Origin of the sequence: Bacillus hominis (assembly GCF_030348325.1) — a bacterium.
GTDB lineage: Bacteria > Bacillota > Bacilli > Bacillales > Bacillaceae_G > Bacillus_A > Bacillus_A hominis.
In genome coordinates this window covers 640,080-666,642 of record NZ_JAUCFS010000005.1, presented here as the reverse complement: position 1 = coordinate 666,642, position 26,563 = coordinate 640,080, and the positions used below count along the sequence as shown (strand labels likewise).

The window sequence follows — 26,563 nt, the reverse complement described above, 5'->3', positions numbered from 1 at the left end:
TCAATATTCGCTCTCTCTTTTGTTATAATAAAAAAGTTGTTTCTTTCGACTAATACATAAGGAGGATGTTATGGAACAATTTTATTACATTTTGAAATATTTAATTCTTGGTCTATTCCAAGGACTAACAGAACCAATTCCGATTTCTTCAAGCGGTCACCTCGTTTTAGCACAGCATTTGCTAGGACTAAAAATAGAAGGTTTTAGCTTTGAGCTACTTGTTAATTCAGCTTCACTATTAGCTGTATTACTTATTTATAGAAATGACTTAATTCGTCTAACAAAGAATGGTCTATCTTATATATTCACAAGAGCAGAAGATGCAAAATCAGATTTCTTCTTTATTATTTACCTTGTTATTGCAACCATTCCAGCAGGTGTAATTGGAGTTTTATTTAAAGATTATATCGATCACTATTTAAAAGGTGTTAAAATGGTTGGGATTTCCCTTCTTATTACTGCTATCGGCCTTTGGATTATTCGAAACTTGCGTGGACGTAAAAATGATGGCGACCTGTCTATGAAAGATGCAATCATTATTGGTCTAGCACAAGCTTGCGCACTAATTCCTGGTATAAGCCGATCAGGTGCTACAATCGTAGCAGCAATGTTACTTGGTATGAAGCAAGAAACAGCTCTTCGCTTCTCATTCTTACTATACATTCCTGTTAGCTTAGGTGGTTTATTGCTAAGTATTACAGACATTGCAAACGATCCAAATTTAGATACATTATTTGTACCTTATATTGTTGCTTTCATCGCAACATTTATCATGACATATATTTCATTAAAATGGTTTATGAACATTATGGCAAAAGGAAATTTAAAATATTTCTCTTTCTACTGTATTATCGTAGGTGTACTAACTATCATTTTCTTATAAAGTGAAACTTTAATCAGTGGGGGTTTTACTGCCCACAAATAGCGGGATAAAAAACCTCTTACTGCCTCCATACAGTAAGAGGTTTTCCTTATACATAAACTTTCTTTTCCTGACAATACAAGCGAATAACATGTGTATTTTTTTGAAATAAATCATGTGTTAAGCGAATAATAATAAAATTTCGTTTTGTATTATCATCATGAACAAAAATTTGTTCCCCCTCCTGAAAACGCCACGTGCTTTCAAAAGTTGTAATATGATCCCCGCTTACTGAAAAAAGCTCATATTGCATATCATGTACCCTCTCTAAACTCATATTATCATAATATACTTATATTAAATTGAGTATAACTTAATATAAGTACAAGTTGTAATTTTTTCTATTTAGAAATATTTTAATTTTGTTTTAAACTCCTTTTAACGCTATAATGATAAACGAATTTTCAATGAAAGGAGCTTCATTTTGACTGCATATTTATTTCCAGTAAAAACAGCTTTTATTTTATTCCCTATTTTGGCAATGTTTCTCTTAATTCCTTTTTTAATATTTAATTATCGAAAATACGGTTATTTAAATAAATGGCGCTCATTTATTTTATACTCATTATTACTCTACTTATTAAATGCCTATTTTCTTGTTATTTTGCCATTACCACAAACGTATGATACTTGTAGCCTACAACCGGCTAATACACAGCACATGCAACTCTCACCATTTTATTTCATACAAGAGATTAGTAATCATACATCGGCAACTTTGACGAAGCCAGCTACCTACTTCTATTTATTAAAGGAATCTGCGTTTTTACAAGTCGCTTTTAACGTTCTACTAACCGTTCCATTTGGTATTTACTTACGTTATTATTTCCGACGTAGTTTCTTACAGACTATTTGTATTTCTTTTTGTCTTTCATTATTTTTCGAGCTAACACAAGTGACTGGACTATACGGTATTTATAATTGTGCATATCGCTTATTTGATATCGACGATTTGTTTTTAAATACACTAGGTGGCGTAATTGGTTTTATCATTGCACCAATATTTACGTACTTCCTTCCGAAAGCAAACGAGTTAGATAGTCGTATTGATTTAGAAACGAAACCAGTCGGATTCATTCGTCGCCTTATCGCGATGCAAATTGATTGGATTTTCTTATCTATCGTTGTACCTGTCATTAAAAACAAAGGAAATTCTTTCTTCATTTCTAATATTCAATCTTACACCAATATGTACGAACTCATTTTCATTACGTGTTCAATCTTTATTTACTTTATTATCATTCCATACTTTACGAACGGAAAAACAATTGGAAAAGCATTGCTTCGTATTTACGTGAAAGGAAAGTCAGATCGTATTACAATGAAGGAACTATTCATCCGTTACGGTATATTCTACTTTATTTTAGGTGGAATCAATTATATTCTTTCTAGTAGCTCTATATTAAATCTTACAGAGCCTTTAGTATTACTAGTTATATTGTTATTCCAATTCGTAATTAACGGCCTATTTATTATTCATGTTTTATTACATGTATTTAGCCGCGATAAGTTACTATTTTACGAGCGTATTAGTCAAACAAGAAATGCAATTATACTAAAAAAAGCTGACAAGTAATAATTTGTCAGCTTTTTTTCATAATCGTAAATAACTTTTCTGTATAAGGGCTTAAAAACATTCCTGTTTCATCTAGTGATTTCCTCATTTTTAGAAACGAATGCAATTCTGGATATATATTTTGTAATTTTTCGTACGTTAACGTATGCATTTTCCCCCAATGTGGGCGCCCTTCATACTTTAGAAAAATCTTCTCCACTTCACCAAAATAAGCAGCATACTTCATACCTTTATACATATGAACAGCGATATACGCTGAATCTCTTCCGTACGCCGGACTGATCCATATATCATCACCTTTCACATAGCGGCATTCAATCGGGAAATGCACCTTATACTTTTTCTTTTCAATAAGATTTGAAATTTCTTCTACAACAGCCCTCATATACTTTGAAGGGACACTGTACTCCATTTCATAAAATGGAACCGTACGTGATGTAGCGAATACTTCATAGCTTGGACCAATTATTTTTGTATTTGGTACAGCCTTAGCTGATAATTGGCTTACTCCTTTACTAATAGAAGGAAACCATTTACACCCTTTAGACAACAAAGAGAACATCCTATTTTCAAGTAACTCCACCTTTAGTTTATGCCATTTCAAATTACTTTCTTTACTCATTGTTTCATTTGTAAATTTCACTTGCACCTCATCTGAATAAGGAAAAACGAAAAATTCAAAATGACGATTTTTCTTATATTCTTCTAGCTTGTTCATTACAGTAGATAATGACTGTTTTTCACTTTCATAAACGAGCGAATACGCTGGGATAACCTTCAATTTTATCTTTACAATGATACCTAGCATTCCAAGCGACAACTGAAATGCTTTCCAATATTCGACGTTTTTGGTTTCTGAACAAACTATACTCTCACCTGTTGATAAAACTGCCGTGATCTCTATAACTTGTGTTGATAAACTCCCAAATGTAACACCGGTCCCATGAGTTCCCGTACTAATCGCTCCCGCAATAGATTGTGAATCAATATCCCCTAAATTTTCTTGCGCATAACCTTTTTCCTCAAGTAACTTCCCTAAATCATGTAACTTTGTTCCTGCCCATACTTCGGCAACCATCTTCTCTGCATCAATATCAATGCCCTTCAATTCATCTAAAGAAACTAAAATTTCTTCCGTTTGCACGAGGGGTGTAAAAGAATGCCCTGAACCGACAACACGAATTTTCTTTCCTTTTTCCCGTGCAAGCCCCACAACTTCTACTACATCTTGTATACTTTTTGGATACATCGTATAATACGGTGTTCCTTCTACATTCCCTGTCCAATTTCTCCATTTTTGTCCCTTTATAGAAAGCATTGTCCATCCCCCCGATATGTTGAATACTCTCCAGCAATTTCCCCTTGTCTAATGCGGTACAAAACAGGAAAGCGCTCACATAACTCTCCAGCCTTACTATGCCGAAGCAAGATAGAATCTCCTATATTCACTCGTTCCTCACCGTTATAAAAAATTGGCGTTTGCACTTCACCAGCACCTTCTAAAGCTAATAGTTTGGCACCACCTGGTCTCCAAACTTCAGGCTCTTTATCTTTACCAACTGCGCCTGAAGCAATATATCCACCACCGAGGCAAGTATAAATAAACGGAGCTGGTTTGCGCACAACTGGTAAAGCAAATCCGACAGCTGGATGAAATTGTACTTCTTTATAATAATCAAACAGTTTTGGAGAATAAAAAGCAGAACCTATTGTAATCTCGGAAACTGACTTATCTTGCTCAGTTGTTTTTATACTACCTGTTCCTCCTCCATTTACAAACCTTAGTTCAATACCAAGATTTTGGATTTCTTTTACGATATGTCCCCTTCTTTTTGTAACTTCTAACACCGATTTTTTCTTTAAATACGAAATCACTTTACTTTTCATCCATTGATTCGGTATATGATCCCCCACCCCGGCAATTTGAGCTTCATATCCCATTACACCATCTAGTATTAAATATGATGACTCCTTCACCTTTTCTACTATTTTCAAAGCATCTTGCACATTTTTTACTGGGGATCTATGTACACCAAAATGAAATTTTAAAAAACGACTACTCATATCAATATCCAAACAAACGCGAAAACACCCTTTAGACTTCTCAGCAATTTTTTCTAAATAAACAATATGCTCTTCACAATCCACCATACATGTAATAATGAAACCTTGTTTTGTTAGTAAACTAATTTCATGTAAAGCTCGTTCATCATAAGCAGGGTATCCGAGCAATAAATCATTAAATCCTTGTTCAATTAAAAACAAAGCCTCTCTAGGTGAAAAACACATAATACCTTGAAACCGATTATTTGCAGCTAAAATTCGTTTCATAATTGGAACAGAGCGTAATGATTTACTCGCTATACGAATCTTCTTATCTCCACTTAACTCTATAATCGATTGAATATTCCTCTCTAAAGCCACTTCGTCTAAAAATGCACACGGTAATGGAACTTCCTTAAAAATTCCTCTATCCACATTTTTCTCTCCTCTTCTATATATGTCTTATACATATTGGAAAGAAAGAATGATTTTCCTGTTTTCAAATAAAAAAAAGTTTCTTCTGCACGAAGAAACTTTTTTAAGGCTACTTCATAGAAATAGTCGCCTCTACTGGATAATGTGCGTAATCACTTTTAATGTATCATTTTCATTTGTGGACATTCCTGCTTGAACGGAAGACCCACTATATAAAGCTGCTAGACCCATCCAAAAGCTAAGTACACCTTTTAGCAATTTACTGTTCACAATCCATACCTCCATGTATTGTATGGTTATAAAAAGGCCAAATACTCTATTCTGAGATTTGACCTTTCTCCAATACTTAACGATTTCCGTACGTATCAAACCAAAGCTGAATATATCCAGCCGTTACACGTTGCGCATCCATTAAGCGCTTACCTGTTGTTGGTGTAACTTCAGTGCGCCATTTGTCGGCATAACTTTGTGATACAGCAGCTTTTACAAACCAACTTTTCGTATTACTATTTACAATTCCAGGGTAATCTTGCTTCGCAGCCACTGCTGCCCCATGAATCCAATCTTCAGGGTTCATACCCTTCCAATTCCAATATCCATTCCCGTCCGTTACTTTATAGTTATCTTTAATTGTATCTACAAAGTTTTCATATTTAGAGTGGAATCCTTGTGGATAAGAAATATTCGTAAAGTTTGCTGCATGCATCGGTTGATTTACATCTCCTAAGTAATGAAGAGATAACCCTAAATAGAAGAATGCTTGTTTCATATCTTTATTTTTATATGACTCACCAGCTAGTTTGAAATACTTTGCTCCCGTTTCCTTTGCTTGTTTTGCAAATGGAATATATGTACTTCCATCATCTGGATCATAGAAATGCGATGCAAATGTACTATTATCATAATAAGGATTTTCATAGTCAGCAGAATAAATACCGTTCTCTAAATCTGTACGCCATTCATTTAATAGCGCAACTTGATCTTGTTTTACAATTGTTGTATTGCGAGACATAATATCAATTGCGCGATTCACGATCCATAAATGAGAGTTTACACCTTCTGAATGTTTATCTTCAGCAGACCAATACTGAATAATTTGCACTCTATTTCCTCCATCATTTTCATGTGCAAATGCTACACTTTGTAACGGAGCTACTAACGTAATTGCTGCTGCTAAAGCAAGAACTTTCTTTTTCATCTGAAATCCTCCATTTTATAATTAAGTCATAGTAAATATTTTGTTAAGATCCTACGATGTCTTTCGGTTAACCTATGATTAGAATATCCCACCTTTCATCGAATTTCTATTATTAAATCAAATATGCAAATGTTCATATCACTATAACTTCATACATAGTGAACGTAATGAATGAATGCACTTACATTGTAATAAAGTATTATTAAGCTACTGCAAATGTTTGTCTAAAATAATGTAAAAAAAGAGTAAAGCAATTACATGCTTTACTCTTTTTTTCTATTCGATAATATACTCGGCAGCTGCACATTAACTGCCAATTTATGAATAAACCCAAACACTAATCCAATCCCGATAAATATGTATAATATCGTAAATATCTTCCCAAAATCAGTTTGAGGACTGAAATTCCCATCACCGACAGTCGTCAGTGTGACCACACTAAAATATAAAGCGTCAAGAGGACGTAATTCTTCAACTGTACTATAAAAAATCGTACCAGATGTTAATGTAAAAATTGTTAATACAAATAACACTTGAAATTCTTTATCTTTCCGCGCTCGTAAACAGGCTCTTAACATCCGTTTCAATGTCAACATAAATGAAAGCATTGGACTTCCCCTTCCAAACAAAAATACCTTTAGTTAAAGGAAAGTCTATCACCTTTCAGTATAGAAAAAAAGTAGCCCTTTTCTATTTCTAGAAAAGGGCTACTTTCTTCTATTATATATTATTTAGGTGAAACAAGAATTTTCACTTGCGTTTTATCTTTTACAAGTGCTTCAAAGCCTTCTTCAACAACTTGGTCCACTGTAATTTTTTTCGTAATTAATTTCTCTGCTTGAATTTGGCCAGAGCTAATTAATTTAATAACAGCTGGGAATATATGACGATATCCAAGAATACCGATAACTTCTTTTTCTTTTAATACAAGGTTGTTCGGAGTAATTGTTGCATCTTTTTCCCATACACTAACAATTACAGTTTGGCCTTCAAAGCTTGTACTTTCAATCGCTTGACGAAGTACAACTTCAACACCTGTTACTTCAAAGCTAACATTTACACCTAAGCCATTTGTTAAGTTGCGAATTTCTGCTAATACATCTTGAGTAGCTGGATTTAATACGTAATCCGCACCTGCTAATTTCGCTAACTCTTGACGTTCTTTAGAAAGTTCCACTGCGATAACAGGAGTTGCTCCTGCTGCTTTTGCTGCTTGGATTACAAGAAGCCCAATCGGACCACAACCAAATACGGCTACAGCTTCTCCCTCTTTTAATTTACTTTGACGTACTGCATGAACTGCTACTGCTGCTGGTTCTACAAGCGCCCCTTGTTCATACGTCATTTCATCTGGAATATGATGAACCATATTTTCTGGTACTACTGTATATTCAGAGAAACCACCGCCTTCCCCGCCAAGACCGTGGAAAACAAGTTGTTCACAAACATTGTAATGTCCATGTTTACAAGCCTCACATTTTCCACAAGAATAAATTGGTTCTACAACAACGCGGTCTCCCACTTTATGAGATGTAACTCCTTCACCAATTTCTACTACCTCACCACTAAACTCATGACCTAAAATAACCGGTGCTTTTACGTGTGTTAATGGATGTTCTTCTGTCGGAATAAAGATAGGCCCTGCTAAATATTCATGCAAGTCTGTCCCGCAGATACCACACCATTTAACTTTAATCTTAACTGCTCCTGGTCTTACAGTTGGTTCTGGTACTTCTTCTACTCGTACATCACGTTGATTATGCCAAAGTAATGCTTTCATTTTATACATCCCTCTCTATGTATATACTTAACCTGGTGAAGTTTACAAATCTATTATAGTACTTCTATCCATATATTTCAAAAAAACAATCTCATTTCCACTAATTTTTAACAAATAACGTTCAATATTTTGTCACTTTGTACTTTTTTCCACATCTGTTAATTCAATTTCATTGCGGTTGAAATTAGCATTATGCCATAATAGCATAGGAGAGGTGAATATCGCTTGAAATATTTTATTTACTTTATTGTTATCGTAGCGTTTTTAGATACATTTTCACAATTACCTATTATGAGTACTTTCGCTCAAAGTCTTGGAGGAACCCCTCTTGTTATCGGGCTAGTTGTCGGTATGTACTCATTCGCTAATATGATCGGTAATATTATTGCTGGAGCCGCTGTCGATAAATTTGGCGCAAAAAAAATCCTTTATATAAGCATGGGAATTACGAGTTTCATAGTCTTGTTATACACCGTTGTTCAAAGTGGTGAACAACTATTAGTTGTGCGCTTTATGCACGGTTTTAGTGACGGATTTTTAATTCCTGCTGCCTTTACGTTTTTATCAAAACAAACAAATTCAGCAAGGCAAGGTAAGGCAATGGCTCTATCTGGTGCTGCTGTTGGAACAGCAGCAATCGTAGGACCTGCTTTCAGCGGCATTATGAAAGCGACAGCTGGTATAGAGTGGGTGTTCATTACGATTTCTATTTTAATGGTCCTTGGTACAATCGTATCTCTATTCTTCTTACCAAATAACGTATCAAGAAAAGATACATCAAGAACACAAATGATGAACAAAAAAGATATGATTGAACTATTGAAATCAGAACCGTTATTACAAGCATATATTGGTGCTTTCACACTAATGTTTTCACAAGGGATTGTCACTTATATGTTACCAGTAAAAGTTGAGGCGTTAGCACTTAAAGCATCTACAACAGGCATGATGTTAAGTGTATTCGGAATTACCGCTATCCTCTTCTTCTTACTGCCAACAAATCGTATTTACGATCGATTTAATCGTTCAAAACTAATGCTAATCGGGATTGCAGTAATGGCACTAGCATTATCTTTACTTGGATTATTTGCAACAAAAAGCATGCTCTTTATCGTTATGATGATTTATGGAATTGGATTCGCTATCCTCTTCCCAGCAATTAATGCTTTACTTGTTGAAAATACGACAGATGGTAACCGAGGGAAAGCATTCGGATTGTTTTATGCATTCTTCTCATTAGGAGTTGTTGCTGGATCCTTTACAGTTGGAGCAATCGGGGCATCACCTAGCGCTAGCTTTGTTATCGGAACTGCATTCTTATTAACATTTGCTGGAATGATTTATGTAAGAAGCAAAGTAAAAGGCAAAGTAAAAAAGACAATGATGGGTTAATTTCATCATTGTCTTTTTTATCAATTATTTATTAAAAACAAGACTTCGACAATTTCCTAGGAAATTTTCCTTTTCCCTACATCATTTTTTATTAACGTCTAATCCAAACAGCACCTGCAGACTTATCCTCTGCTTGTCCAACAACTTGGAATTTAAGACCAAGGTTTGGAACTTTTCGTCCTGCATCAGCAATTTGTTTGTTGCTGTATACTTTTGAATCATCAAATGTTGTAACACCTTGTAATCCAGTATAATTAAACTGTCCACGTGTTAATGAATTTACACTCCATGCTGGCGTTTGATCCAATGAAAATGCAGCATCTGCAATTTGCATTCCAGTATTACCGTAAGCTGGTTTCCCATTTAGATTGCCAACTAATGCTTCTGGATGAGAGTCTACAACGCCAAGGAATCCTTCACCTGGATGCACCCCTACCCAGTTATCTTTGAAGCTATCATCTGCATACCAAACGACAAGACCTGTATTATACACCGGACCTCTTCCCGCTTTTAATCCATTATCTGACCCAGCATAGTTTCTCCACTCTAAATAATAATAATTAGGTTTCTTTTCTGTCCCATCAGAAACAACGAATCCATTTAATTTCATTTTATCTTGTCCTTCTGCATCATCTGAAAATACTACTTGTCCATCAACTGTTACATTTACATTATCCATTGCAAAACCTTTATATGTTAAAGCTGGATCTGTAATATAGTCGAATTGTAGTTTAACTTTTTTCCCTTTGAACTGACTTAAATCGTATGATTTATCAATCCATTTCCCATCTGTTGTATCTTTATCATCTTGTACTATCTTTTCTCCTAATCTATCAATCAATGTTTTTGTTCCATCTTCCGTTACAGCATGTACTTCGATGAAATCACACTCAGCTTCTAATTCATAATTCGCTTTATAATCAAACTTTGCATTTGTTCCCTTCGTTAAATCAAAGAACGGTGTTTCTAATTTCGTATGAATATCATCGCCTCTTGTACTATAGTATGCCTGTTTTCCAAACTCAGGCTTAATTGTTTCAATACTCTTATCTGGTAAATTGACACGTACTACACCTGGACGATTTGATTTTGTAACACTTTGATCAATATATGTAGGAACTCCTACACCATGCTTAATTTTATCGTAATCTACTTCTAAAATTTTCGCCCAGTTGCCGCCCATATTCTTTTGTAAGAAGTCTTTATTTTGTGGAGAAAAACTAGTTGGCTCTGTTCCTGCGACTTTTCCTGTCCAACTACCTCCACTCATTAATGACCAAGCTTCGACTGGTGATCCAGTTCCAGTGTACTTCGTATCATATTCATCCGGTAAACCAAGGTCATGTCCAAATTCATGTGCAAACACACCTACTGCACCGTCTTCTGGTTCAATTGTGTAATCATGCGCTGCTACTTTTCCACCAAAGTAATCTACCTTTGATTGTGTACCTTCAATCGCTACTGGATCTCTTGCTAATTTTGAACGATGTGACCAAATCGCATCATCACCTAATTTACCGCCACCAGCTTCTTGACCAACACCAGCATGGATTACCATTAAATGATCAATTACACCGTCAGATTCATTTTGATTACCGTCACCATTTGTATCATATCTATCGAATTGATCAAATTGAGATAAATCTAATCCCTTTTCAGCTGCCACACTTAAAGCTTCCTTCACTAAATCACGTGCACCTTTTGGCCCTTTATTATCATGACCACTGCTACCATCAGCCCCGTAATCAGCAGCTTTTCCTGGAACAGTTAGCCACTCCGTTACATATCCGTCTGTCGTATAACTACCACCAGACTGCTCTTCATAATATTGTTTAAATGTTTTTACTTTCGAACCATCAAATAATGTGTACGGTTCCTTGCCGAATAACATCTTTTGATAATGTTCTCTACTAAAGTCCTTCGAATACATATAACCTGGTATTTGTTCAATATTATTATGTTTATAATCACTAAATTCAACGAGTAGCACTAATACTTTATCAGATCGCACAGATCCCTTATACGGAGCTTGCTTTGCCTTAGAAGTTGGAACTTGTCCATTCAATTGCTTTTTATTTGGCTCTGGCTTTTGATCAGGGCTAACATTTTTTTCGGTTTTCTTTACTCTTTCCTTTTCTTCCATTTTTTTCTCTTTTACCTTTTTTACGAAATCAGATGCTTCTTTAGCAGCATCATCTGGAAGGATTTCTTTATTTGCCTGATCCCCTTGTTTCTTTTCAATATATTGCTCTACAGCCTTTTTCGTCTCTTCTTTAGATGATGCTGGATTAATTGCTCCTCTTTCTTTCAACGCTTCCGCTAAACGATCTTCTTGAATTAAATTATGATCAATTGGCGTTGTAGACACACTTTCTTTTGCTGGCGTTTCTGCATATGCTAACGGAGCACTCATTACAGATGTGCATCCGATAGTTGCCGCAATTGCTAACGTTGATAGTACTTTAAATGGAACTTTTCTTTTCATCCTCTGTCTCTCCTTTTATAAAACTTAAAATTCAGATAAATAAGTGCGTTTAAATTGAAATCCCTACTTTCTGCCCTCCCTATATAAAAAGGCATAATTCTATAAACGTTAAGCTTTCTGTTATAGAATCATGCCCTCCAGTTTTCTGGTTAGACCCTCTATCTTTTTATCCCGCTATTTGTGGGAGTCTTACTGCCCGTAAAAACCCGATTGGTGCGAGCTAATAATCAGTGGGGGATGAACAAAACCCCCACTGATTAAAGTTTCACTTTATGTCGAAATATGAAAAATAAAAAGTGATTTGATATATATTAAATAGCTTATATAACAAATTTAAAAGACAATATGCAAAATTGCATGAAAATTCTTTTAAATAAAAAAGAACCCTAGTCAATTAAACTAGGATTCTCGATTTTCTGTTATTTCTCTTGTGTTTTTTCCCAATCAGCTAAGAATTTCTCAATTCCTTGATCTGTTAACGGGTGCTTCACTAATGAAGCAATTACGTTTGCTGGAATTGTTGCAATATGTGAACCATTTAATGCTGCTTCTGTTACGTGCACACTGTGGCGTACAGATGCTGCAATGATTTCTGTTTCAATGCCGTGAATTGCAAAGATTTCTGCGATTTGGCGGATTAAGTCCATACCGTTATGACCGATATCATCTAGGCGACCTAAGAACGGTGAAACGTATGTCGCACCAGCGCGAGCTGCAAGTAATGCTTGCACTGCTGAGAATACTAATGTAACATTTGTACGAATTCCTAAATCAGAGAATGCTTTTACTGCTTTTAAACCTTCTGTTGTCATTGGAACTTTTACGACTACATTTGGAGCGATTTTTGCTAATTCTTTTCCTTCTTCAATCATTTTATCAGCTTCTAAGCTAATTACTTCTGCGCTTACAGGTCCTTCTATAAAGCTGCAAATTTCACGAATACGCTCATGGAAATCTACGCCTTCTTTTGCTACAAGTGATGGGTTTGTCGTTACTCCAGCTACTACACCTAATGCATTTGCCTCTTTAATTTCGTTAATGTTTGCTGTATCAATAAAAAATTTCATTTGTTATTCTTCCTTCCTAATTTTCATTTTATATTTATTTATTTTTTCTTAATAAGCTCCAATTCAATCGGAATAAACTTGTCCACTTTTTTACCTTGTGTTATCTCTTTTGCTGTTTCCATCGCCTTCTCTCCGATTAATTCCGGTTTTTGAGCGACTGTTGCTGCCATACGCCCATCGTTAACCGCTTTTACAGCGTCTTCTGTTGCATCAAACCCAACAACAACCACATCTGTTTTGCCAGCAGATTTTAATGCCTCAAGTGCGCCTAATGCCATTTCATCGTTATGAGCAAACACTGCTTTTATATCGCTATTTGCTTGCAAAATATTTTCCATAACGGATAACCCTTTTGCACGATCGAAATCAGCTGCTTGTTTTGCTACTACTTTTAAAGACTTATCAGCTACGTTATGGAATCCTTTCCCACGCTCACGAGCAGCAGACGATCCAGGGATTCCTTCTAACTCAGCAACATTTGTTCCTTCACCAACTAATTCCCGAATGTAATCACTAGCCATTTGACCACCTTCAACATTGTTGGACGCAATGTGAGAAACAACTTTACCTGAATTCGCAACTCGGTCTACTGTAATAACAGGAACATTAGCTGCATTAGCTGCACTTACCGCTGAAGCAACAGCATCTGAATCGGTTGGATTAATAACAACTACATCGACACCTTTTTGAATTAAATCTTCAACATCGTTTGTTTGCTTCGCTGCATCATTTTGTGCATCAACAGCAATTAATTCAATGCCGCTATCTTTCGCTTTCTTTTCTGCACCTTTTTTCAACGTGACGAAAAATGGATTATTTAAAGTTGAAACAGAAAATCCAACTTTAATAGTTTTATTTCGACCTTTATCGCTAGAATCCTTTGCCCATTCTGGTGGTTCCATTGAACAACCAGCAGTAACTACCATGATGCATGCAACGAGTATCAGTAACCATTTTTTCATGAATTGTCCCTCCATTACGCTTCTTTTCGACGATCAATTAGTACAGCTAATAAGATTACAAGTCCTTTTACAACTTGTTGGAAGAAAGAAGATACGCCTAATAAATTCAAACCATTATTTAGCACACCAATGATAAGCACACCGATGAGTGTACCAACAATCCATCCTCTTCCACCAGAAAGACTCGTTCCTCCTAGTACAACTGCAGCAATTGCATCTAATTCGTAAGAAGTACCAGCAGTTGGCTGTGCAGAATCTAATCTTGATGTTAAGATAATACCTGCAAGCGCTGCCAAAATTCCGGAAAGACCGTAAATCATTACTTTAATTCTCGTAACATTAATACCTGATAAAGCTGCCGCTTCTTCATTTCCACCAATCGCAAACGTACGGCGACCAAACGTTGTTTTCTTTAAAATAAAGTACAGTACTGCAAAAGCGATCATCATTGTAACGGCTGGCACAGGAATACCAAGGAAATAACCACGACCAAACATTTGGAACATTAAATGATCACCAAGACCAGTGATCGGACGTCCGTCCATATAAACAAGCGTCAACCCGCGAAAAATAGTCATTGTTGCTAAAGTCGCAATAAATGGAGCTACTTTTCCCTTCGCAATAATGATACCGTTTACAATCCCCATTACAAGACCTGCTAATAATCCAACTGCCATCGCAAGGAACGGATCCATGCCACTTGCCATCATTCCGGCAACAAGTGCACTTGATAATGCTAAAATAGAACCTACCGATAAGTCAATACCCCCAGTTAAAATAACGAAGGTCATTCCAAATGCAATAAGTGCATTAATCGATACTTGGCGCAGTATATTAAATAAATTTGGAAGTTCAATAAATGCTGGATTTAAAGCTGTAATTACTACGATAATTAACACTAAACCGATTAAAGAACCAAGTTGTTGTAATACATTCCCCTTCTTAGCCATATCTTACTCTCCCCCTGTAGCTAGTGCCATAATAGACTCTTGCGATGCCTGATCTTTCTCTAAAATACCAGCGATTTTCCCTTCATGAATGACGAGAACACGATCACTCATTCCTAAAACTTCTGGAAGCTCAGACGATACCATAATAACGGCATCTCCTTGCTCAGTAAGCTTATTCATAATAGAGTAGATCTCTTTTTTAGCCCCAACGTCTACACCTCTTGTTGGTTCATCTAAAATGAGTAACTGCGGATGAATACCTAACCATTTTGCAATTACAATCTTTTGCTGATTTCCACCAGAAAGAGATTTTACAGCTTGCTCTCCGTTTGCTGCTTTCACATTGAGAAGCTTCATCATATCCTCTGTAAATTGCTGTTCTAAACCTTTATTAACAACGCTTCCCTTTGAAAGACTTTCTAAATTTGGTAAAGATAAATTTTCACGAATCGAAAAATCTAACACAAGCCCTTCAGATTTTCTATCCTCTGTAATAAAGGCAATTCGTTGTCTAATCGCATCAATTGGACTATCAATTTTTACTTCTTGTCCATTCATAAAAATTTGTCCTGAATCAAGCGGTTCATATCCAAATATTGCTTTCATAATATCCGTGCGACCAGCTCCCATCAAGCCCGCAACACCAAGGATTTCACCTTTTCTAACTTGAAACGAAACATTTTCAAATTTCCCCTTTTTCGTTCCGTTACGCATTTCAAAAATCACTTCGCCAATTTGACTATTTCGTTCTGGATAACGTTCACCAATACTGCGACCCACCATCATGCTAACTACTTCATCAAATGATGTCTCCGGAATTAATCTTTTCCCTACATATTCTCCATCACGCAAAATCGTAATAGCATCACATATTGAAAAAATTTCTTCCATCCGGTGTGAAATATAAACGAATGAAACGCCCTCTTTACGTAATTTATTAATAACAATAAACAGAGTTTCAATTTCGCGATCTGTTAATGCCGCTGTAGGTTCATCCATAATAATAACGCTCGCCTTTGTCATTAATGCTTTAGCAATTTCAATAATTTGCTGTTGTCCAACAGATAATTCACCCGCTAGCATAGAACCTTTCACTTGTAGACCAAGGTTCCCCAATTGCTGCTGGGCAATCGCATTCATTTGACGCGTACGTAAAATACCTGTTTTCCCATACATTAACTCTTTTCCAAGAAACATATTTTCAGCTACCGTTAAATTCGGTAATATGTTCAACTCTTGATGGATAAATGCAATACCATACTCTTCTGCTTCTTTCGCATTTTTAAAAGTTCGTTCTTTCCCATCAATCGTGACTGTTCCACTGTCTTTTTTATATACACCTGTTAAAATCTTCATGAGCGTCGATTTCCCCGCTCCATTTTCCCCCATCAATGCATGGACTTCTCCTGTTTCAATCATAAACTGTGCGTTTTTTAGAACAGGATTACCATTGAACGCTTTTGAAATATTTTTCATTTCAATGTGCATTCTCATCACATCCCTTTGTTAAAAAATCACGCCTGCATGTAAAATAACATTCGCGTAAGGCGTTGCTTCTCCAGTACGAATAATCGCCTTCGCTCTCTTTGTATACTCTTTAAATTCCTTATGAGACACATATTCAAATGCTGGCTCTATTAATCGCATCTCAACTTCTTTATTTACTTCTTCATTATTTGTAATGACTTCTTCTGCTAATGTCACTTTTTCAATTGCCATATCATCAGCAACAACTTGTAATACGTCTAAAAAACTAGGTTTTCCAATTTCTACTGCTAAATCGATTCGTTTTACTCCATCAGGAATAGGTAACCCGCAATCAGCAATTACGATCGTATCTGTATGTCCAAGTGAAGCAAGGACTGCAGCGATTTCGCTATTTAATACACCGTGCTTTTTCATCCGATAATCACCTGCACTTCACGTACTCTATCTCTCGTTGGCATACCGCCTTGTGCACCAAGTTTCGTTACAGAAAGACCACCAGCAATGTTCGCAAAACGAATTGCTTTTTGAAGTGTTTCTCCTTCAGAAAGCGCAACTGCTAACGCGCCGTTAAATGTATCGCCCGCTCCAGTCGTATCCACTACATCAACTGCAATACCAGGAACATGTACAATCTCCGTACCATTATGGAAACGAACACCATTAGATCCTTCAGTCATCAATAGTTTATTTGGGTATTTTGCCAATAAATCCTCGATTGGTGACGTAAAATCATCTAATACAATGCGACATTCATGTTCATTTGGCGTAATGTACGTTGCCTTTTCTAAAATGTCTTCTGATAAAACTTGTGCTGGAGCTGGATTCAACATAACCGGAATTTTATGCTCCTCACAAATTGCCAGAACGTATTTTACTGTTTCCAGCGGAATCTCTAGTTGAAGAACAACCATATCTGCTTTTACAAGAAGGTCTTTTGAACGATCTACAATCGACTCATTTACAAGAGCATTTGCTCCTTGTACGACAACAATACTGTTATCCTCTTCTGCTAAAACGATATGAGCAATTCCAGTCGTTCTATCTGTAACCGGTACCACATAGTCGATAAAAACTCGTTCGTTCTCTAAATTTTTTCTAACTACTGTTCCGTAATCATCATTTCCTACTGCACCAACCATCGCTACATTTGCTCCTAATCTAGCTGCAGCAACTGCTTGGTTGGCTCCTTTTCCACCTGGGATCGTATGAAACGCTTCACCAATTACCGTTTCTCCTGCTTTCGGCCGTATTTTTGAAACAGCCACTAAGTCCATTGAAATACTACCTACTACTGCAATATTTGGCATCTGTCTCATCTCCTTACTTCGTTGTATTTCGTTCTATAATTTCAATCGGTAAACGATAGTGTTTCTCTTCTAATGGATTGCCTTTCATCTGCTCTAACAACAATTCTGTTGCAATTTTCCCCATTTCATAAATTGGCTGTGCAACAGTTGTAATAGATGGATACATCATTTCTGTTAAAGAAATTCCATCGAATCCGATAATTTGTAAATCGTCTGGAATAGAAATCCCCTTTTGCAAGGCAGCCTTTACAATACCAATTGCAATTAAATCATTCCCAGCAACAATCCCATCAATATGCGGATATTCTTCTAATAATTCCACCGCGACCTGTTCACTATTAGCTGGATCGAATGTACTCTCTGCAATCATATAAGAAAGATTTTTTTGCGTAATAACGTCTACAAAACCTTCAAAACGTTCATTAGCTGTGCTCACATCACGTGGTCCGCGAATATGTGCAATATGTTTACAACCTTTGTCTATTAATAACTTTGTCGCCGCCTGACTCCCTGCATAGTTATCTGCATATACAGTAGGAATGCGCTCATTAAACATACGGTCAATCGCAACAACTGGAATAGACAAATTCATGTAATTAACACTATTTTGTGGATTCGTTGCTACAATAAACCCATCCACATTATTTTGTCTAAGTACATCAATATATTGTTTCTCTTTTTCTAAACTTTCATCAGAGTTACAAAGGACAACTGTGTAACCTTGCTTATGTGCTACATCTTCTACGGCACGTGCAACTTCTGGAAAGAATGGATTTACGATATTCGGAACAACTAAGCCAATTAAACGAGATTTTTTATTATATAAAGAACGTGCTACTGTACTAGGCTTATAATCTAGCATTTCAATTGCTCGCTCTACTTTCTTTAATGTATCCTCATGAACATATCCATTTTTATTTAACACTCTGGAAACGGTCGCAACAGATACCCCTGCTAATTTTGCAACGTCTTTAATCGTACTCATTCTCTTTTCTCCTCATTTCATGTAACCGTTTACACAAAATAATATAACGCATTTATAAAAATACGTCAATCATTTCTCACTAAAAAGCTTTTAAGGTTATACTCAAAAAAAGCACCGCCATAAGGCGATGCTTTTTCATTACGAATATGATACAGTTTGTTCTTTCTCTTCTACTGCAGGCTCTTCAGCACCTTTTTTTCGATCAGATAGTTTAATCTTCTGTAAGAAAATCGTGAAGATGGCACCTACTACGATAAATACTAATCCTGTTAAGAATACAGTATGAAGTGAGTCTACTAAAGAGGTTTTTAAAATTGGTACGATGCTACTAGAGAATGCTTCTGGCATTTGTTTTAATGCTTCTGGATTAAAGAGCATCGAATATAGACCTTGTGGGTCTGTATGAATCATATCTTTAAATTTTGTTACCATTTGTCCCGCTTCTTTCGGGAATGTATCTAGTACAGGTACTAATTTATTTGTTAATGTTGTACCTGAAGTGTTATTCATAATTGATCCTAAAATTGTAATACCGAATGTTCCACCGATTTGACGGAAGAATTGACTTGATGATGTTACAACACCAAGATCTTTTTTCGGGAAACTTTCTTGTAACGCCAATGTTAATGTTGGCATAACAAGACCCATTCCTAAACCGATAACCATCATATAAGAAGTAGCTGTAAGCTTAGTTGTGTGCATATCCATCGTTGTTAATAACCAAAAACCACCAGCCATAATAAGCATCCCTGTAATAATTTGTGGTTTCACACCAACTTTTAATACAAGTTGACCACCGATAATACTCATAACGATCATTGTAATCATCATCGGTGTCATAATCGTTCCTGATTCAGCAGCACTTACGCCTACAATTCCTTGCATAAAGAACGGTACGAACATAATTGCTCCAAACATTCCGATACTCATAAAGAAACCGATCGCATTCAGTATTGTAAATGTGCGGTTTTTAAAGAAATGCATCGGTAAAATTGGTTCTTCAGCCTTCGTTTCAACGATAATAAAGCTAACAATACCAATGGCAGCTAGTGCAAATAACCCGATAATTTGCCAAGAACCCCATGCATAATCTTTCCCACCAAACGTTAACGCAAGTAATAAACTTACAACACCGAGAATCATCGTGAAGATTCCAGCGATATCAATTTTAATTGGTCCTGTTTGTTTATGTGCTTTTAATCCCATTGCGATAAAGATTGTCGCTAAAATACCAACTGGTAAGTTAATATAGAATACCCATCTCCAGTTCACTGCGTCTACAATCCAACCACCAACTTGTGGTCCAATTACAGAAGCAAGACCGTATAATGCACCGAAAATACCTTGCCATTTGGCACGTTCTTTACCCGTGAACATATCCCCGATAATAATCATAGCCATTGGCATCATAATACCGCCACCAAGACCTTGAATACCACGGAAAATAATTAATTCTGTCATACCGTTTGCCATACCACATAACGCTGAACCAACCATAAAGATAATTAATCCTGCTATATATACGTTACGACGCCCAAGTAAATCCGCTAATTTACCTGCAATCGGTACAACCGTTGTTGATGTTAACATGTAAGCTGTTGTTAACCATGTCATTAAACTTAATCCGCCTAGTTCACCGACGATACGCGGCATTGCTGTACCAACGATTGTTCCGTCCAATGCAGCAAATAGCATCGCGATTACTAAACCGATTAACAACAACTTTCTATTCTGATTTTCTTGTTGCTCCATGTAATCTCCTCAATTCCTCTTAGTTTTTCTCTTTTTTCTCTGGTGTCCCGCAAATAATTGTTTCTAGCTTTTCAAAGAGGCGTAACAAATCTTCCCTCTCTTGTAATTCTAAGTGTGAAAAATATTTTGCAATATGCTCATTACGAGCCGCCATCGCCTTTTCTACTGTATCTTTCCCCTTTTTAGTTAGCTCAATGACAACTACGCGGCGATCATTATCGTCGTGATAGCGCTCTACTAACCCATGATCAATTAAACGATCAATCATTACTGTAATTGCACTCGGTTTTACGTACATTTTTTCCGCTAATTGTGTCGCTCTTGAAGCTCCATAATGATCTAAAATCTTTAAAATATAAAACTGCGGTGGTGTAAGTCCTGATGCTTGCATTTGTTCTAATAGCTCTGTTTGCATTTTCTTTCCTATAGCGAATGTAAGAGCTTGAATCTTATCAATATGAGTCATGTCATTTGTCATGTTATCCACCTCTTATTTAAGCAATAAAATATTTAACGTATTTAAATATTAATCCCACAAACAAAATACGTCAACAACTTTCTTCATAAAAACGTTTACATTTCTGTCACAAAGTTGTATAATTTTCGTCGAAGTTAATATTGACAGTCACGGAGAATCGGAGTATACGGCTATGAATCATAAAAAAGGGAACTTTTTTATATTTCATAGCCTTTTTGTATTCTCTCTGTCTTAAAACGCTTCCAATTAATTAGGGGAGGATTTTTATTTTATGTTTTTCACACAATTATTTAAACCTGCGCCCCACGCAGAACGCTTACCTGCTGATCGCACTGATAGCGAATATCGTAAATTGCGTTTACAAGTATTCTTAGGCATCTTCATCGGTTATGCGGGTTACTACTTTGTTCGAAAAAACTTTTCACTCGCAATGCCATACTTAATCGAACAAGGCTTTAGTAAAGGGGAACTTGGAGTTATCCTTTCAGCAGTATCTATCGCTTACGGATTAAGTAAATTTCTTATGGGTATCGTATCCGATCGTTGTAATCCTCGCTATTTTTTAGCAGCTGGGCTATTTTTATCAGGTATCATTAATATTATTTTCGGCTCATTTTCTTTCATTACAACGAGCATTACACTTATGTTTGTACTTCAGTTTTTAAACGGATGGGTACAAGGTATGGGATGGCCTCCTTGTGGCCGTACGATGGTTCACTGGTTCTCCGTTAGTGAACGTGGTACAAAAATGTCTATTTGGAACGTCGCTCATAATGTCGGTGGCGCACTTATGCCTTCTCTCGTTACATTAGGCTTATATTTCTTTGCAAATGACTGGAAAAGTATATTTTACTTCCCAGGTATTCTTTCGATTTTAGTTGGGATTTATGTATTAATTACGATGAGAGATACACCTCAATCTTGCGGATTGCCTTCTATTGAAGAACATACTGGGGAATATCCATCAAATGAAAAAGTAAAAGATCGCGAACGCGAACTTTCAGTAAAGGAAATTTTATTTAAATATATATTAAACAATAAGTTTTTATGGTACATCGCTATCGCTAACGTTTTTGTTTATTTCGTTCGTTACGGCGTTGTAGACTGGGCTCCTACTTATTTAGTAGAGGAAAAAAGCTTTACCCATAGTAGCTCACGTACAGCTTACGCTCTATATGAATGGGCTGGTATTCCAGGCACGCTTCTTTGCGGATGGATGAGTGATAAACTATTTAAAGGACGCCGCGCACCTGCTGGTATTTTATTTATGGTTGGTGTATTTATCGCAGTTCTTGTTTACTGGCTAAACCCTCCTGGTAATCCAATGGTTGATAGTATCGCACTTGTCTCAATTGGATTTTTAATTTACGGACCTGTTATGTTAATTGGTCTACACGCGCTAGACTTAGCACCAAAAAAAGCTGCTGGAACTGCCGCTGGTTTAACTGGGTTCTTCGGTTACCTAGGTGGAGCTACTTTTGCTAGCGCAGCTATGGGCTTTATTGTAGATGGATTCGGATGGGACGGCGGATTCATTTTGCTCCTTGCTTCTTGTGTGCTTGCAATGTTCTTCCTTGCTCTTACTTTAAATACAGGATCTGCAAAACAAAAACAAGCTTAAACACTAATATTATACTTACAAAGAAAAGAGAGGAAGTTCTTTCCAGAACACCTCTCTTTTTTCTACATATACTACTTTTTTCTTACAAATAATTCATCAATCCACTTTATTATTATTAGCGTTCTGAGAAGGTTTTTTATGCCTATGTTACTGCATTTCATCTCTATATAAAAAGATTTTTGAATATTTACTCTTGTCAAACAATGTCATTTTATATTAAAATAACAACAACATACACAATATTTAGTTTTTTCAGAAAAGATGGAGGGATAGCCATGAAGAATCCACTTCTTCGTATTGAAAACTTACAGACTTCCTTTCGCATACAAGATCAGTATCATGCAGCAGTTGACGATGTTTCATTAACTGTTCATGAAAATGAAATTGTCGCGGTTGTTGGTGAGTCAGGATGCGGGAAAAGTGCACTTGCCCTTTCCATTATGCGACTGCATAATGAGGCAAACACAAAATTACAAGGGGAGATTTATTATAGAGATAAGGATTTACTGAGCATGTCAACCGCTGAAATAAATAAAGTACGCGGTTCAAATATCGGAATGATTTTCCAAGAACCTCTTACAGCACTCGATCCTCTTATGACAGTTGGAAAACAAATCGAAGAAAACTTAGACTACCACACAAACCTTTCGAAAGTAGAAAAGAAAGAACGCACCTTAGAACTACTCCATCAAGTTGGTATTCCAAAACCAGAACTTACATATAAACAATACCCACATGAATTATCTGGCGGAATGAGACAAAGAATTGTAATCGCAATTGCGATTGCTTGTAACCCAGCACTCATTATTGCAGATGAGCCAACAACAGCTCTTGACGTAACCATCCAAGCACAAATTTTAGACTTACTGAAATCTATTCAAGAACAAACGAAAATGGGCATCATTTTAATTACACATGATTTAAGTGTTGTTGCAGAAACAGCCGATCGTATCGTCGTTATGTACGCTGGACAAATTGTAGAAACAGGCAATGTTGAAGAGATATTTAATAACCCTCTTCATCCGTATACACGCTCTTTATTAAACTCTATTCCATCTGCATATGCTGAAAAAGAAAAATTACATGTGATTCAAGGGGTTGTTCCATCATTAGCGAAACTTCCTCGCACAGGTTGCCGCTTCCAAACCCGAATTCCATGGGTTAGACCCGATCAACATGAGGAAAATCCAGTTTTACATGAAGTAAAACCAGACCATTGGGTACGTTGTACTTGCTATAAGCACTTCAACTTCCAACATAAGAAAGGAGATGACGTAACTCATGGCACTGCTTAAAGTAGAAGATTTAAAAGTACACTTTCCAATTAAAGGTGGTATTTTCGGTCGCACATTAGACTACGTACGTGCTGTTGATGGCGTAAGTTTTGAATTACAACCTGGTGAAACATACGGAATCGTTGGTGAATCAGGTAGCGGCAAATCAACAACGGGTAAAGCAATTATGCACTTAACGAAAGCGACAGGCGGTAGCATTCATTTTAATAATAGAGATTTAACGAAGTTAAGCCGCTCTGAGTTAAGAGAACAACGAAAAGATATCCAAATGATTTTCCAAGATCCGTATTCATCATTAAATCCGAAAAAACGTGTTATCGATATTATTGCCGAGCCTCTTCGAAATTTTGAAAAGCTCTCACCTGATGAAGAACGTAGAGCAGTTCAAGAATACCTTGATAAAGTTGGGTTAAATCCAGAGTCTATTTATAAATATCCACATGAATTTTCCGGTGGACAAAGACAGCGGATTGGTATTGCGCGCGCACTTACATTAAAACCAAAGCTTATTATCGCCGATGAGCCAGTATCTGCACTAGACGTTTCTGTACAAGCTCAAGTTTTAAACTTCTTACAAGATTTGCAAGCTGAACTCGGATTAACGTATTTATTTATTAGTCACGATTTAGGTGTAATTCGCCATATGTGCGACCGCATCGGTGTAATGTATCGTGGGCGACTTGTTGAAGAAGCGACCAGCTCCGAGATTTATAAAAATCCGCAGCACATCTATACGAAACGCCTAATATCAGCAATTCCTGATATTCGTCCTGAAAACCGAGAACAGCAGCGTAAATTACGTCAGCAAGTAAGCTCTGAGTACGAAAAATCGTACGAAAACTATTTCAATGAAAACGGTCGTGCTTACGATTTAAAACCAATCTCGCCAACTCACCGGGTGGCATTACCATAAGGGAGTGATAAAACATGTGGAAATTTATATTACGCCGGGTTTTAGTTATGATACCGCAATTATTCATATTAAGTGTACTCGTCTTTACACTTGCTAAGGCAATGCCAGGTGATGCATTAAGTGGCGCTGAACTAGCAAACCCAAAAGCGGATCCAAAAGTGATTGAAGAACAACGTGAAAAACTAGGTTTAAATGATCCTCTTCCTACTCAATATGTACACTGGATTTCAAATGCTGTACAAGGGGATTTCGGTATTTCTTATGCTCATAAATTGAAAGTAACAGATATTATTGGGGAACGTCTTGGCAATACAGTACTGTTAGCTCTTCTTATTCTTATTCTTACTTACTTAATTGCTATTCCACTTGGGGTTATAAGTGGACGTTGGAATGATACATGGGCTGATCGACTCATTACACTCTATAACTTTTTAGGATTCGGTACACCACTCTTTATTTTCGGATTAGTAATGTTATTCTTATTCGGCTTTTTATATCCAATTTTCCCTACGAGTGGTAGCGTTGATCCACAAGTTGCAGCCGGATCATTTGATTACTATTTAAGTAAATTCAATCATATGATTTTACCAGCTTTATCTGGGGCATTAATTGGAACAGTAGGAACTGTACAATATTTACGAAGTGAAATTATTGATACGAAACATAAAGATTTTGTACGCACGGTAAAAGCAAAAGGTGTACCAGAATCTAAAGTATATTCAAGACATATTTTACGAAACTCATTTTTACCAATTGCAGCATTTTTAGGATATGAAATTACAGGTTTAGTTGGGGGCTCTATCATTCTAGAAAATATTTTCGGCTACCCAGGAATTGGACAACTATTTTTCCAATCTATCACTCAACGTGATTTCAGTGTCGTAACTGCTCTTGTATTATTTACTGGATTCGCAACGCTACTCGGGACTCTTCTTTCCGATATTATTCTAAGCATCGTTGATCCACGTATTCGTATTGATTAATGGAGGTGAAGAAACGTTATGTTAGCAAATCCTGAAAAACAAACTGAAGTCATTCATTACGAAAAGAGCCCTTCTGGTTTCTCCATTATGTGGCGAGAATTTCGTAAAGATAAACTAGCAATGTTTTCCCTATTCTTTTTAGCTTTAATATTAATAGCCGTTTATGCAACTTCATTTATTATGAAGCAAGAAGATATCGTCCGAGTCGATCTGTTTGCCATTTACGATCCTCCTTCTGCTGAACATTGGTTAGGAACTGATTATGGAGGCCGTGATATTTTCGGACAATTAATTATTGGTACACGTAACTCCTTTACAGTTGGCTTAGCTATTACTCTTTTATCAACTATGATTGGTCTTACGATGGGACTAATTGCTGGCTATTTTGGAGGTGTTGTAGATAACATCATTATGCGTTTCATCGATTTCATGATGATTTTACCATTCTTAATGATTGTTATCGTGTTTATCTCACTCGTTCCAACTTTCAATATTACAACATTTATTCTCATAATGACTACCTTCTTATGGGTCGGAAAAGCAAGACTTATAAGATCTAAAGTATTGACTGAGAAGGAACTTGATTATGTATCTGCATCAAAAACGTTAGGAACACCAAATTGGAAGATAATCTTCCAGCAAATATTACCTAATTTAAGTTCTATTATCATCGTAAATATTACATTAAATCTTGCTGGTAACATCGGGATTGAATCTAGTTTAACTTACTTAGGCTTCGGTCTACCAGAAAGCACACCGAGTCTTGGTACACTTGTAAGTTACGCAACAAACCCAGATGTATTGCAAGAAAAATGGTGGATTTGGTTACCCGCATCGATCATGATTTTAGTGTTGATGCTGTGTATAAATTTTATTGGTCAAGCGTTAAAGCGTGCGGCTGATGCGAGACAAAGAAAAGGATAAGGGGTGG

At 36.4% G+C, this 26,563-nt stretch carries 24 protein-coding genes and 1 pseudogene; 8 read left to right on the top strand and 17 right to left on the bottom strand.

The annotated features are described in order from the left end of the window. Nucleotides 1-70: 70 nt before the first annotated feature. Entirely contained in the window at nt 71-883 is an 813-nt protein-coding gene (locus tag QUF93_RS05800) for an undecaprenyl-diphosphate phosphatase (protein WP_088057545.1), read from the top strand. Nucleotides 884-971: 88 nt separating this feature from the next. On the opposite strand, the gene QUF93_RS05795 is transcribed toward QUF93_RS05800, so the two are convergent. Beyond that, nucleotides 972-1,175 (bottom strand): hypothetical protein, encoded by a 204-nt coding sequence (locus QUF93_RS05795; RefSeq protein WP_002116219.1) that lies wholly within the window; start codon nt 1,173-1,175, stop codon nt 972-974. Between the two features lie 171 nt (nt 1,176-1,346). On the opposite strand from QUF93_RS05795, the gene QUF93_RS05790 reads away from it, so the two are divergent. After that, nucleotides 1,347-2,498, top strand: coding sequence for a VanZ family protein (locus QUF93_RS05790; protein WP_289358123.1), 1,152 nt, complete (start codon nt 1,347-1,349; stop codon nt 2,496-2,498). Between the two features lie 7 nt (nt 2,499-2,505). Here QUF93_RS05790 and QUF93_RS05785 read toward each other — a convergent pair whose 3' ends face one another. The 6 genes and pseudogenes from QUF93_RS05785 to bdhA form a co-directional block, all read right to left on the bottom strand. Then, complete coding sequence (locus tag QUF93_RS05785; RefSeq protein ID WP_289358122.1) at nt 2,506-3,816, bottom strand: D-arabinono-1,4-lactone oxidase; 1,311 nt, start codon at nt 3,814-3,816, stop codon at nt 2,506-2,508. Further along, nucleotides 3,804-4,976 carry an amino acid deaminase/aldolase gene (locus QUF93_RS05780; protein ID WP_289358121.1) on the bottom strand — a complete coding sequence of 391 codons (1,173 nt, stop codon included), beginning with the start codon at nt 4,974-4,976 and terminating at the stop codon, nt 3,804-3,806. Before QUF93_RS05780 ends, QUF93_RS05785 begins: the two co-directional genes overlap by 13 nt. Before the next feature lie 144 nt (nt 4,977-5,120). Further along, nucleotides 5,121-5,366 (bottom strand): annotated as a pseudogene (locus tag QUF93_RS28990) (sphingomyelin phosphodiesterase); the annotation flags it as partial. Next, nucleotides 5,323-6,174, bottom strand: a complete 852-nt coding sequence (gene cerA / locus QUF93_RS05770) for a phospholipase CerA (protein ID WP_002116209.1) — start codon at nt 6,172-6,174, stop codon at nt 5,323-5,325. The gene cerA and the pseudogene QUF93_RS28990, both read right to left, overlap by 44 nt. Before the next feature lie 263 nt (nt 6,175-6,437). Next, nucleotides 6,438-6,782 carry a potassium channel family protein gene (locus QUF93_RS05765; RefSeq protein ID WP_289358120.1) on the bottom strand — a complete coding sequence of 115 codons (345 nt, stop codon included), beginning with the start codon at nt 6,780-6,782 and terminating at the stop codon, nt 6,438-6,440. A gap of 119 nt (nt 6,783-6,901) precedes the next feature. After that, nucleotides 6,902-7,954 carry a (R,R)-butanediol dehydrogenase gene (gene bdhA, locus QUF93_RS05760; protein WP_002116204.1) on the bottom strand — a complete coding sequence of 351 codons (1,053 nt, stop codon included), beginning with the start codon at nt 7,952-7,954 and terminating at the stop codon, nt 6,902-6,904. Nucleotides 7,955-8,179: 225 nt separating this feature from the next. On the opposite strand from bdhA, the gene QUF93_RS05755 reads away from it, so the two are divergent. Further along, entirely contained in the window at nt 8,180-9,346 is a 1,167-nt protein-coding gene (locus QUF93_RS05755; protein WP_289358119.1) for an MFS transporter, read from the top strand. Nucleotides 9,347-9,437: 91 nt separating this feature from the next. On the opposite strand, the gene inhA2 is transcribed toward QUF93_RS05755, so the two are convergent. The 10 genes from inhA2 to QUF93_RS05705 form a co-directional block, all read right to left on the bottom strand. Further along, entirely contained in the window at nt 9,438-11,831 is a 2,394-nt protein-coding gene (inhA2, locus tag QUF93_RS05750; RefSeq protein ID WP_289358118.1) for a M6 family metalloprotease immune inhibitor InhA2, read from the bottom strand. A gap of 419 nt (nt 11,832-12,250) precedes the next feature. Further along, nucleotides 12,251-12,898 carry a fructose-6-phosphate aldolase gene (fsa, locus tag QUF93_RS05745; protein WP_000667669.1) on the bottom strand — a complete coding sequence of 216 codons (648 nt, stop codon included), beginning with the start codon at nt 12,896-12,898 and terminating at the stop codon, nt 12,251-12,253. 38 nt (nt 12,899-12,936) lie between these two features. Then, the gene (gene rbsB, locus QUF93_RS05740; RefSeq protein WP_002116197.1) at nt 12,937-13,860 is read right to left on the bottom strand and encodes a ribose ABC transporter substrate-binding protein RbsB; all 924 of its coding nucleotides are present in this window, start codon (nt 13,858-13,860) and stop codon (nt 12,937-12,939) included. A gap of 14 nt (nt 13,861-13,874) precedes the next feature. Then, nucleotides 13,875-14,810 (bottom strand): ABC transporter permease subunit, encoded by a 936-nt coding sequence (locus QUF93_RS05735; protein ID WP_002116194.1) that lies wholly within the window; start codon nt 14,808-14,810, stop codon nt 13,875-13,877. A 3-nt stretch (nt 14,811-14,813) separates the two neighbouring features. Then, a complete protein-coding gene (rbsA, locus tag QUF93_RS05730; protein WP_289358117.1) occupies nt 14,814-16,298 on the bottom strand; it encodes a ribose ABC transporter ATP-binding protein RbsA in 1,485 nt (494 codons plus the stop codon). A gap of 18 nt (nt 16,299-16,316) precedes the next feature. After that, on the bottom strand, nt 16,317-16,712 hold the full coding sequence (gene rbsD, locus QUF93_RS05725) for a D-ribose pyranase (protein ID WP_002116190.1): 396 nt from the start codon (nt 16,710-16,712) through the stop codon (nt 16,317-16,319). Next, a complete protein-coding gene (rbsK, locus tag QUF93_RS05720) occupies nt 16,709-17,605 on the bottom strand; it encodes a ribokinase (protein WP_289358116.1) in 897 nt (298 codons plus the stop codon). Before rbsK ends, rbsD begins: the two co-directional genes overlap by 4 nt. Before the next feature lie 13 nt (nt 17,606-17,618). Continuing rightward, nucleotides 17,619-18,590 carry a ribose operon transcriptional repressor RbsR gene (rbsR, locus tag QUF93_RS05715; protein WP_002116186.1) on the bottom strand — a complete coding sequence of 324 codons (972 nt, stop codon included), beginning with the start codon at nt 18,588-18,590 and terminating at the stop codon, nt 17,619-17,621. Between the two features lie 138 nt (nt 18,591-18,728). After that, nucleotides 18,729-20,342 carry an MDR family MFS transporter gene (locus QUF93_RS05710; RefSeq protein ID WP_002116184.1) on the bottom strand — a complete coding sequence of 538 codons (1,614 nt, stop codon included), beginning with the start codon at nt 20,340-20,342 and terminating at the stop codon, nt 18,729-18,731. A gap of 19 nt (nt 20,343-20,361) precedes the next feature. Further along, nucleotides 20,362-20,820, bottom strand: a complete 459-nt coding sequence (locus tag QUF93_RS05705; protein ID WP_002116182.1) for a MarR family winged helix-turn-helix transcriptional regulator — start codon at nt 20,818-20,820, stop codon at nt 20,362-20,364. A 271-nt stretch (nt 20,821-21,091) separates the two neighbouring features. Between QUF93_RS05705 and glpT the strand changes: the two genes are divergently transcribed. The 5 genes from glpT (at nt 21,092) to QUF93_RS05680 (ending at nt 26,556) form a co-directional block, all read left to right on the top strand. Next, nucleotides 21,092-22,441: a glycerol-3-phosphate transporter gene (gene glpT / locus QUF93_RS05700; protein WP_289358115.1), complete on the top strand. Its 1,350-nt coding sequence runs from the start codon at nt 21,092-21,094 to the stop codon at nt 22,439-22,441. Between the two features lie 275 nt (nt 22,442-22,716). Beyond that, a complete protein-coding gene (locus tag QUF93_RS05695) occupies nt 22,717-23,736 on the top strand; it encodes an ABC transporter ATP-binding protein (protein ID WP_289358114.1) in 1,020 nt (339 codons plus the stop codon). Continuing rightward, a complete protein-coding gene (locus tag QUF93_RS05690) occupies nt 23,723-24,649 on the top strand; it encodes an ABC transporter ATP-binding protein (RefSeq protein WP_002116176.1) in 927 nt (308 codons plus the stop codon). Before QUF93_RS05695 ends, QUF93_RS05690 begins: the two co-directional genes overlap by 14 nt. 14 nt (nt 24,650-24,663) lie before the next feature. Beyond that, entirely contained in the window at nt 24,664-25,632 is a 969-nt protein-coding gene (gene opp4B / locus QUF93_RS05685; protein ID WP_002116173.1) for an oligopeptide ABC transporter permease, read from the top strand. A gap of 18 nt (nt 25,633-25,650) precedes the next feature. After that, on the top strand, nt 25,651-26,556 hold the full coding sequence (locus QUF93_RS05680; RefSeq protein ID WP_289358113.1) for an ABC transporter permease: 906 nt from the start codon (nt 25,651-25,653) through the stop codon (nt 26,554-26,556). Nucleotides 26,557-26,563 lie beyond the last annotated feature (7 nt).

Excerpts from the sequence above, each read along its gene's own strand:
- QUF93_RS05800 (WP_088057545.1), top strand. The coding sequence starts at position 71 with ATGGAACAATTTTATTACATTTTGAAATATTTAATTCTTGGTCTATTC.
- QUF93_RS05795 (WP_002116219.1), bottom strand. The coding sequence starts at position 1,175 with ATGCAATATGAGCTTTTTTCAGTAAGCGGGGATCATATTACAACTTTT.
- QUF93_RS05785 (WP_289358122.1), bottom strand. The coding sequence starts at position 3,816 with ATGCTTTCTATAAAGGGACAAAAATGGAGAAATTGGACAGGGAATGTA.
- cerA (WP_002116209.1), bottom strand. The coding sequence starts at position 6,174 with ATGAAAAAGAAAGTTCTTGCTTTAGCAGCAGCAATTACGTTAGTAGCT.
- QUF93_RS05765 (WP_289358120.1), bottom strand. The coding sequence starts at position 6,782 with ATGCTTTCATTTATGTTGACATTGAAACGGATGTTAAGAGCCTGTTTA.
- bdhA (WP_002116204.1), bottom strand. The coding sequence starts at position 7,954 with ATGAAAGCATTACTTTGGCATAATCAACGTGATGTACGAGTAGAAGAA.
- inhA2 (WP_289358118.1), bottom strand. The coding sequence starts at position 11,831 with ATGAAAAGAAAAGTTCCATTTAAAGTACTATCAACGTTAGCAATTGCG.
- fsa (WP_000667669.1), bottom strand. The coding sequence starts at position 12,898 with ATGAAATTTTTTATTGATACAGCAAACATTAACGAAATTAAAGAGGCA.
- rbsB (WP_002116197.1), bottom strand. The coding sequence starts at position 13,860 with ATGAAAAAATGGTTACTGATACTCGTTGCATGCATCATGGTAGTTACT.
- QUF93_RS05735 (WP_002116194.1), bottom strand. The coding sequence starts at position 14,810 with ATGGCTAAGAAGGGGAATGTATTACAACAACTTGGTTCTTTAATCGGT.
- rbsA (WP_289358117.1), bottom strand. The coding sequence starts at position 16,298 with ATGCACATTGAAATGAAAAATATTTCAAAAGCGTTCAATGGTAATCCT.
- rbsD (WP_002116190.1), bottom strand. The coding sequence starts at position 16,712 with ATGAAAAAGCACGGTGTATTAAATAGCGAAATCGCTGCAGTCCTTGCT.
- rbsK (WP_289358116.1), bottom strand. The coding sequence starts at position 17,605 with ATGCCAAATATTGCAGTAGTAGGTAGTATTTCAATGGACTTAGTGGCT.
- rbsR (WP_002116186.1), bottom strand. The coding sequence starts at position 18,590 with ATGAGTACGATTAAAGACGTTGCAAAATTAGCAGGGGTATCTGTTGCG.
- QUF93_RS05710 (WP_002116184.1), bottom strand. The coding sequence starts at position 20,342 with ATGGAGCAACAAGAAAATCAGAATAGAAAGTTGTTGTTAATCGGTTTA.
- QUF93_RS05705 (WP_002116182.1), bottom strand. The coding sequence starts at position 20,820 with ATGACAAATGACATGACTCATATTGATAAGATTCAAGCTCTTACATTC.
- glpT (WP_289358115.1), top strand. The coding sequence starts at position 21,092 with ATGTTTTTCACACAATTATTTAAACCTGCGCCCCACGCAGAACGCTTA.
- QUF93_RS05695 (WP_289358114.1), top strand. The coding sequence starts at position 22,717 with ATGAAGAATCCACTTCTTCGTATTGAAAACTTACAGACTTCCTTTCGC.
- QUF93_RS05690 (WP_002116176.1), top strand. The coding sequence starts at position 23,723 with ATGGCACTGCTTAAAGTAGAAGATTTAAAAGTACACTTTCCAATTAAA.
- opp4B (WP_002116173.1), top strand. The coding sequence starts at position 24,664 with ATGTGGAAATTTATATTACGCCGGGTTTTAGTTATGATACCGCAATTA.
- QUF93_RS05680 (WP_289358113.1), top strand. The coding sequence starts at position 25,651 with ATGTTAGCAAATCCTGAAAAACAAACTGAAGTCATTCATTACGAAAAG.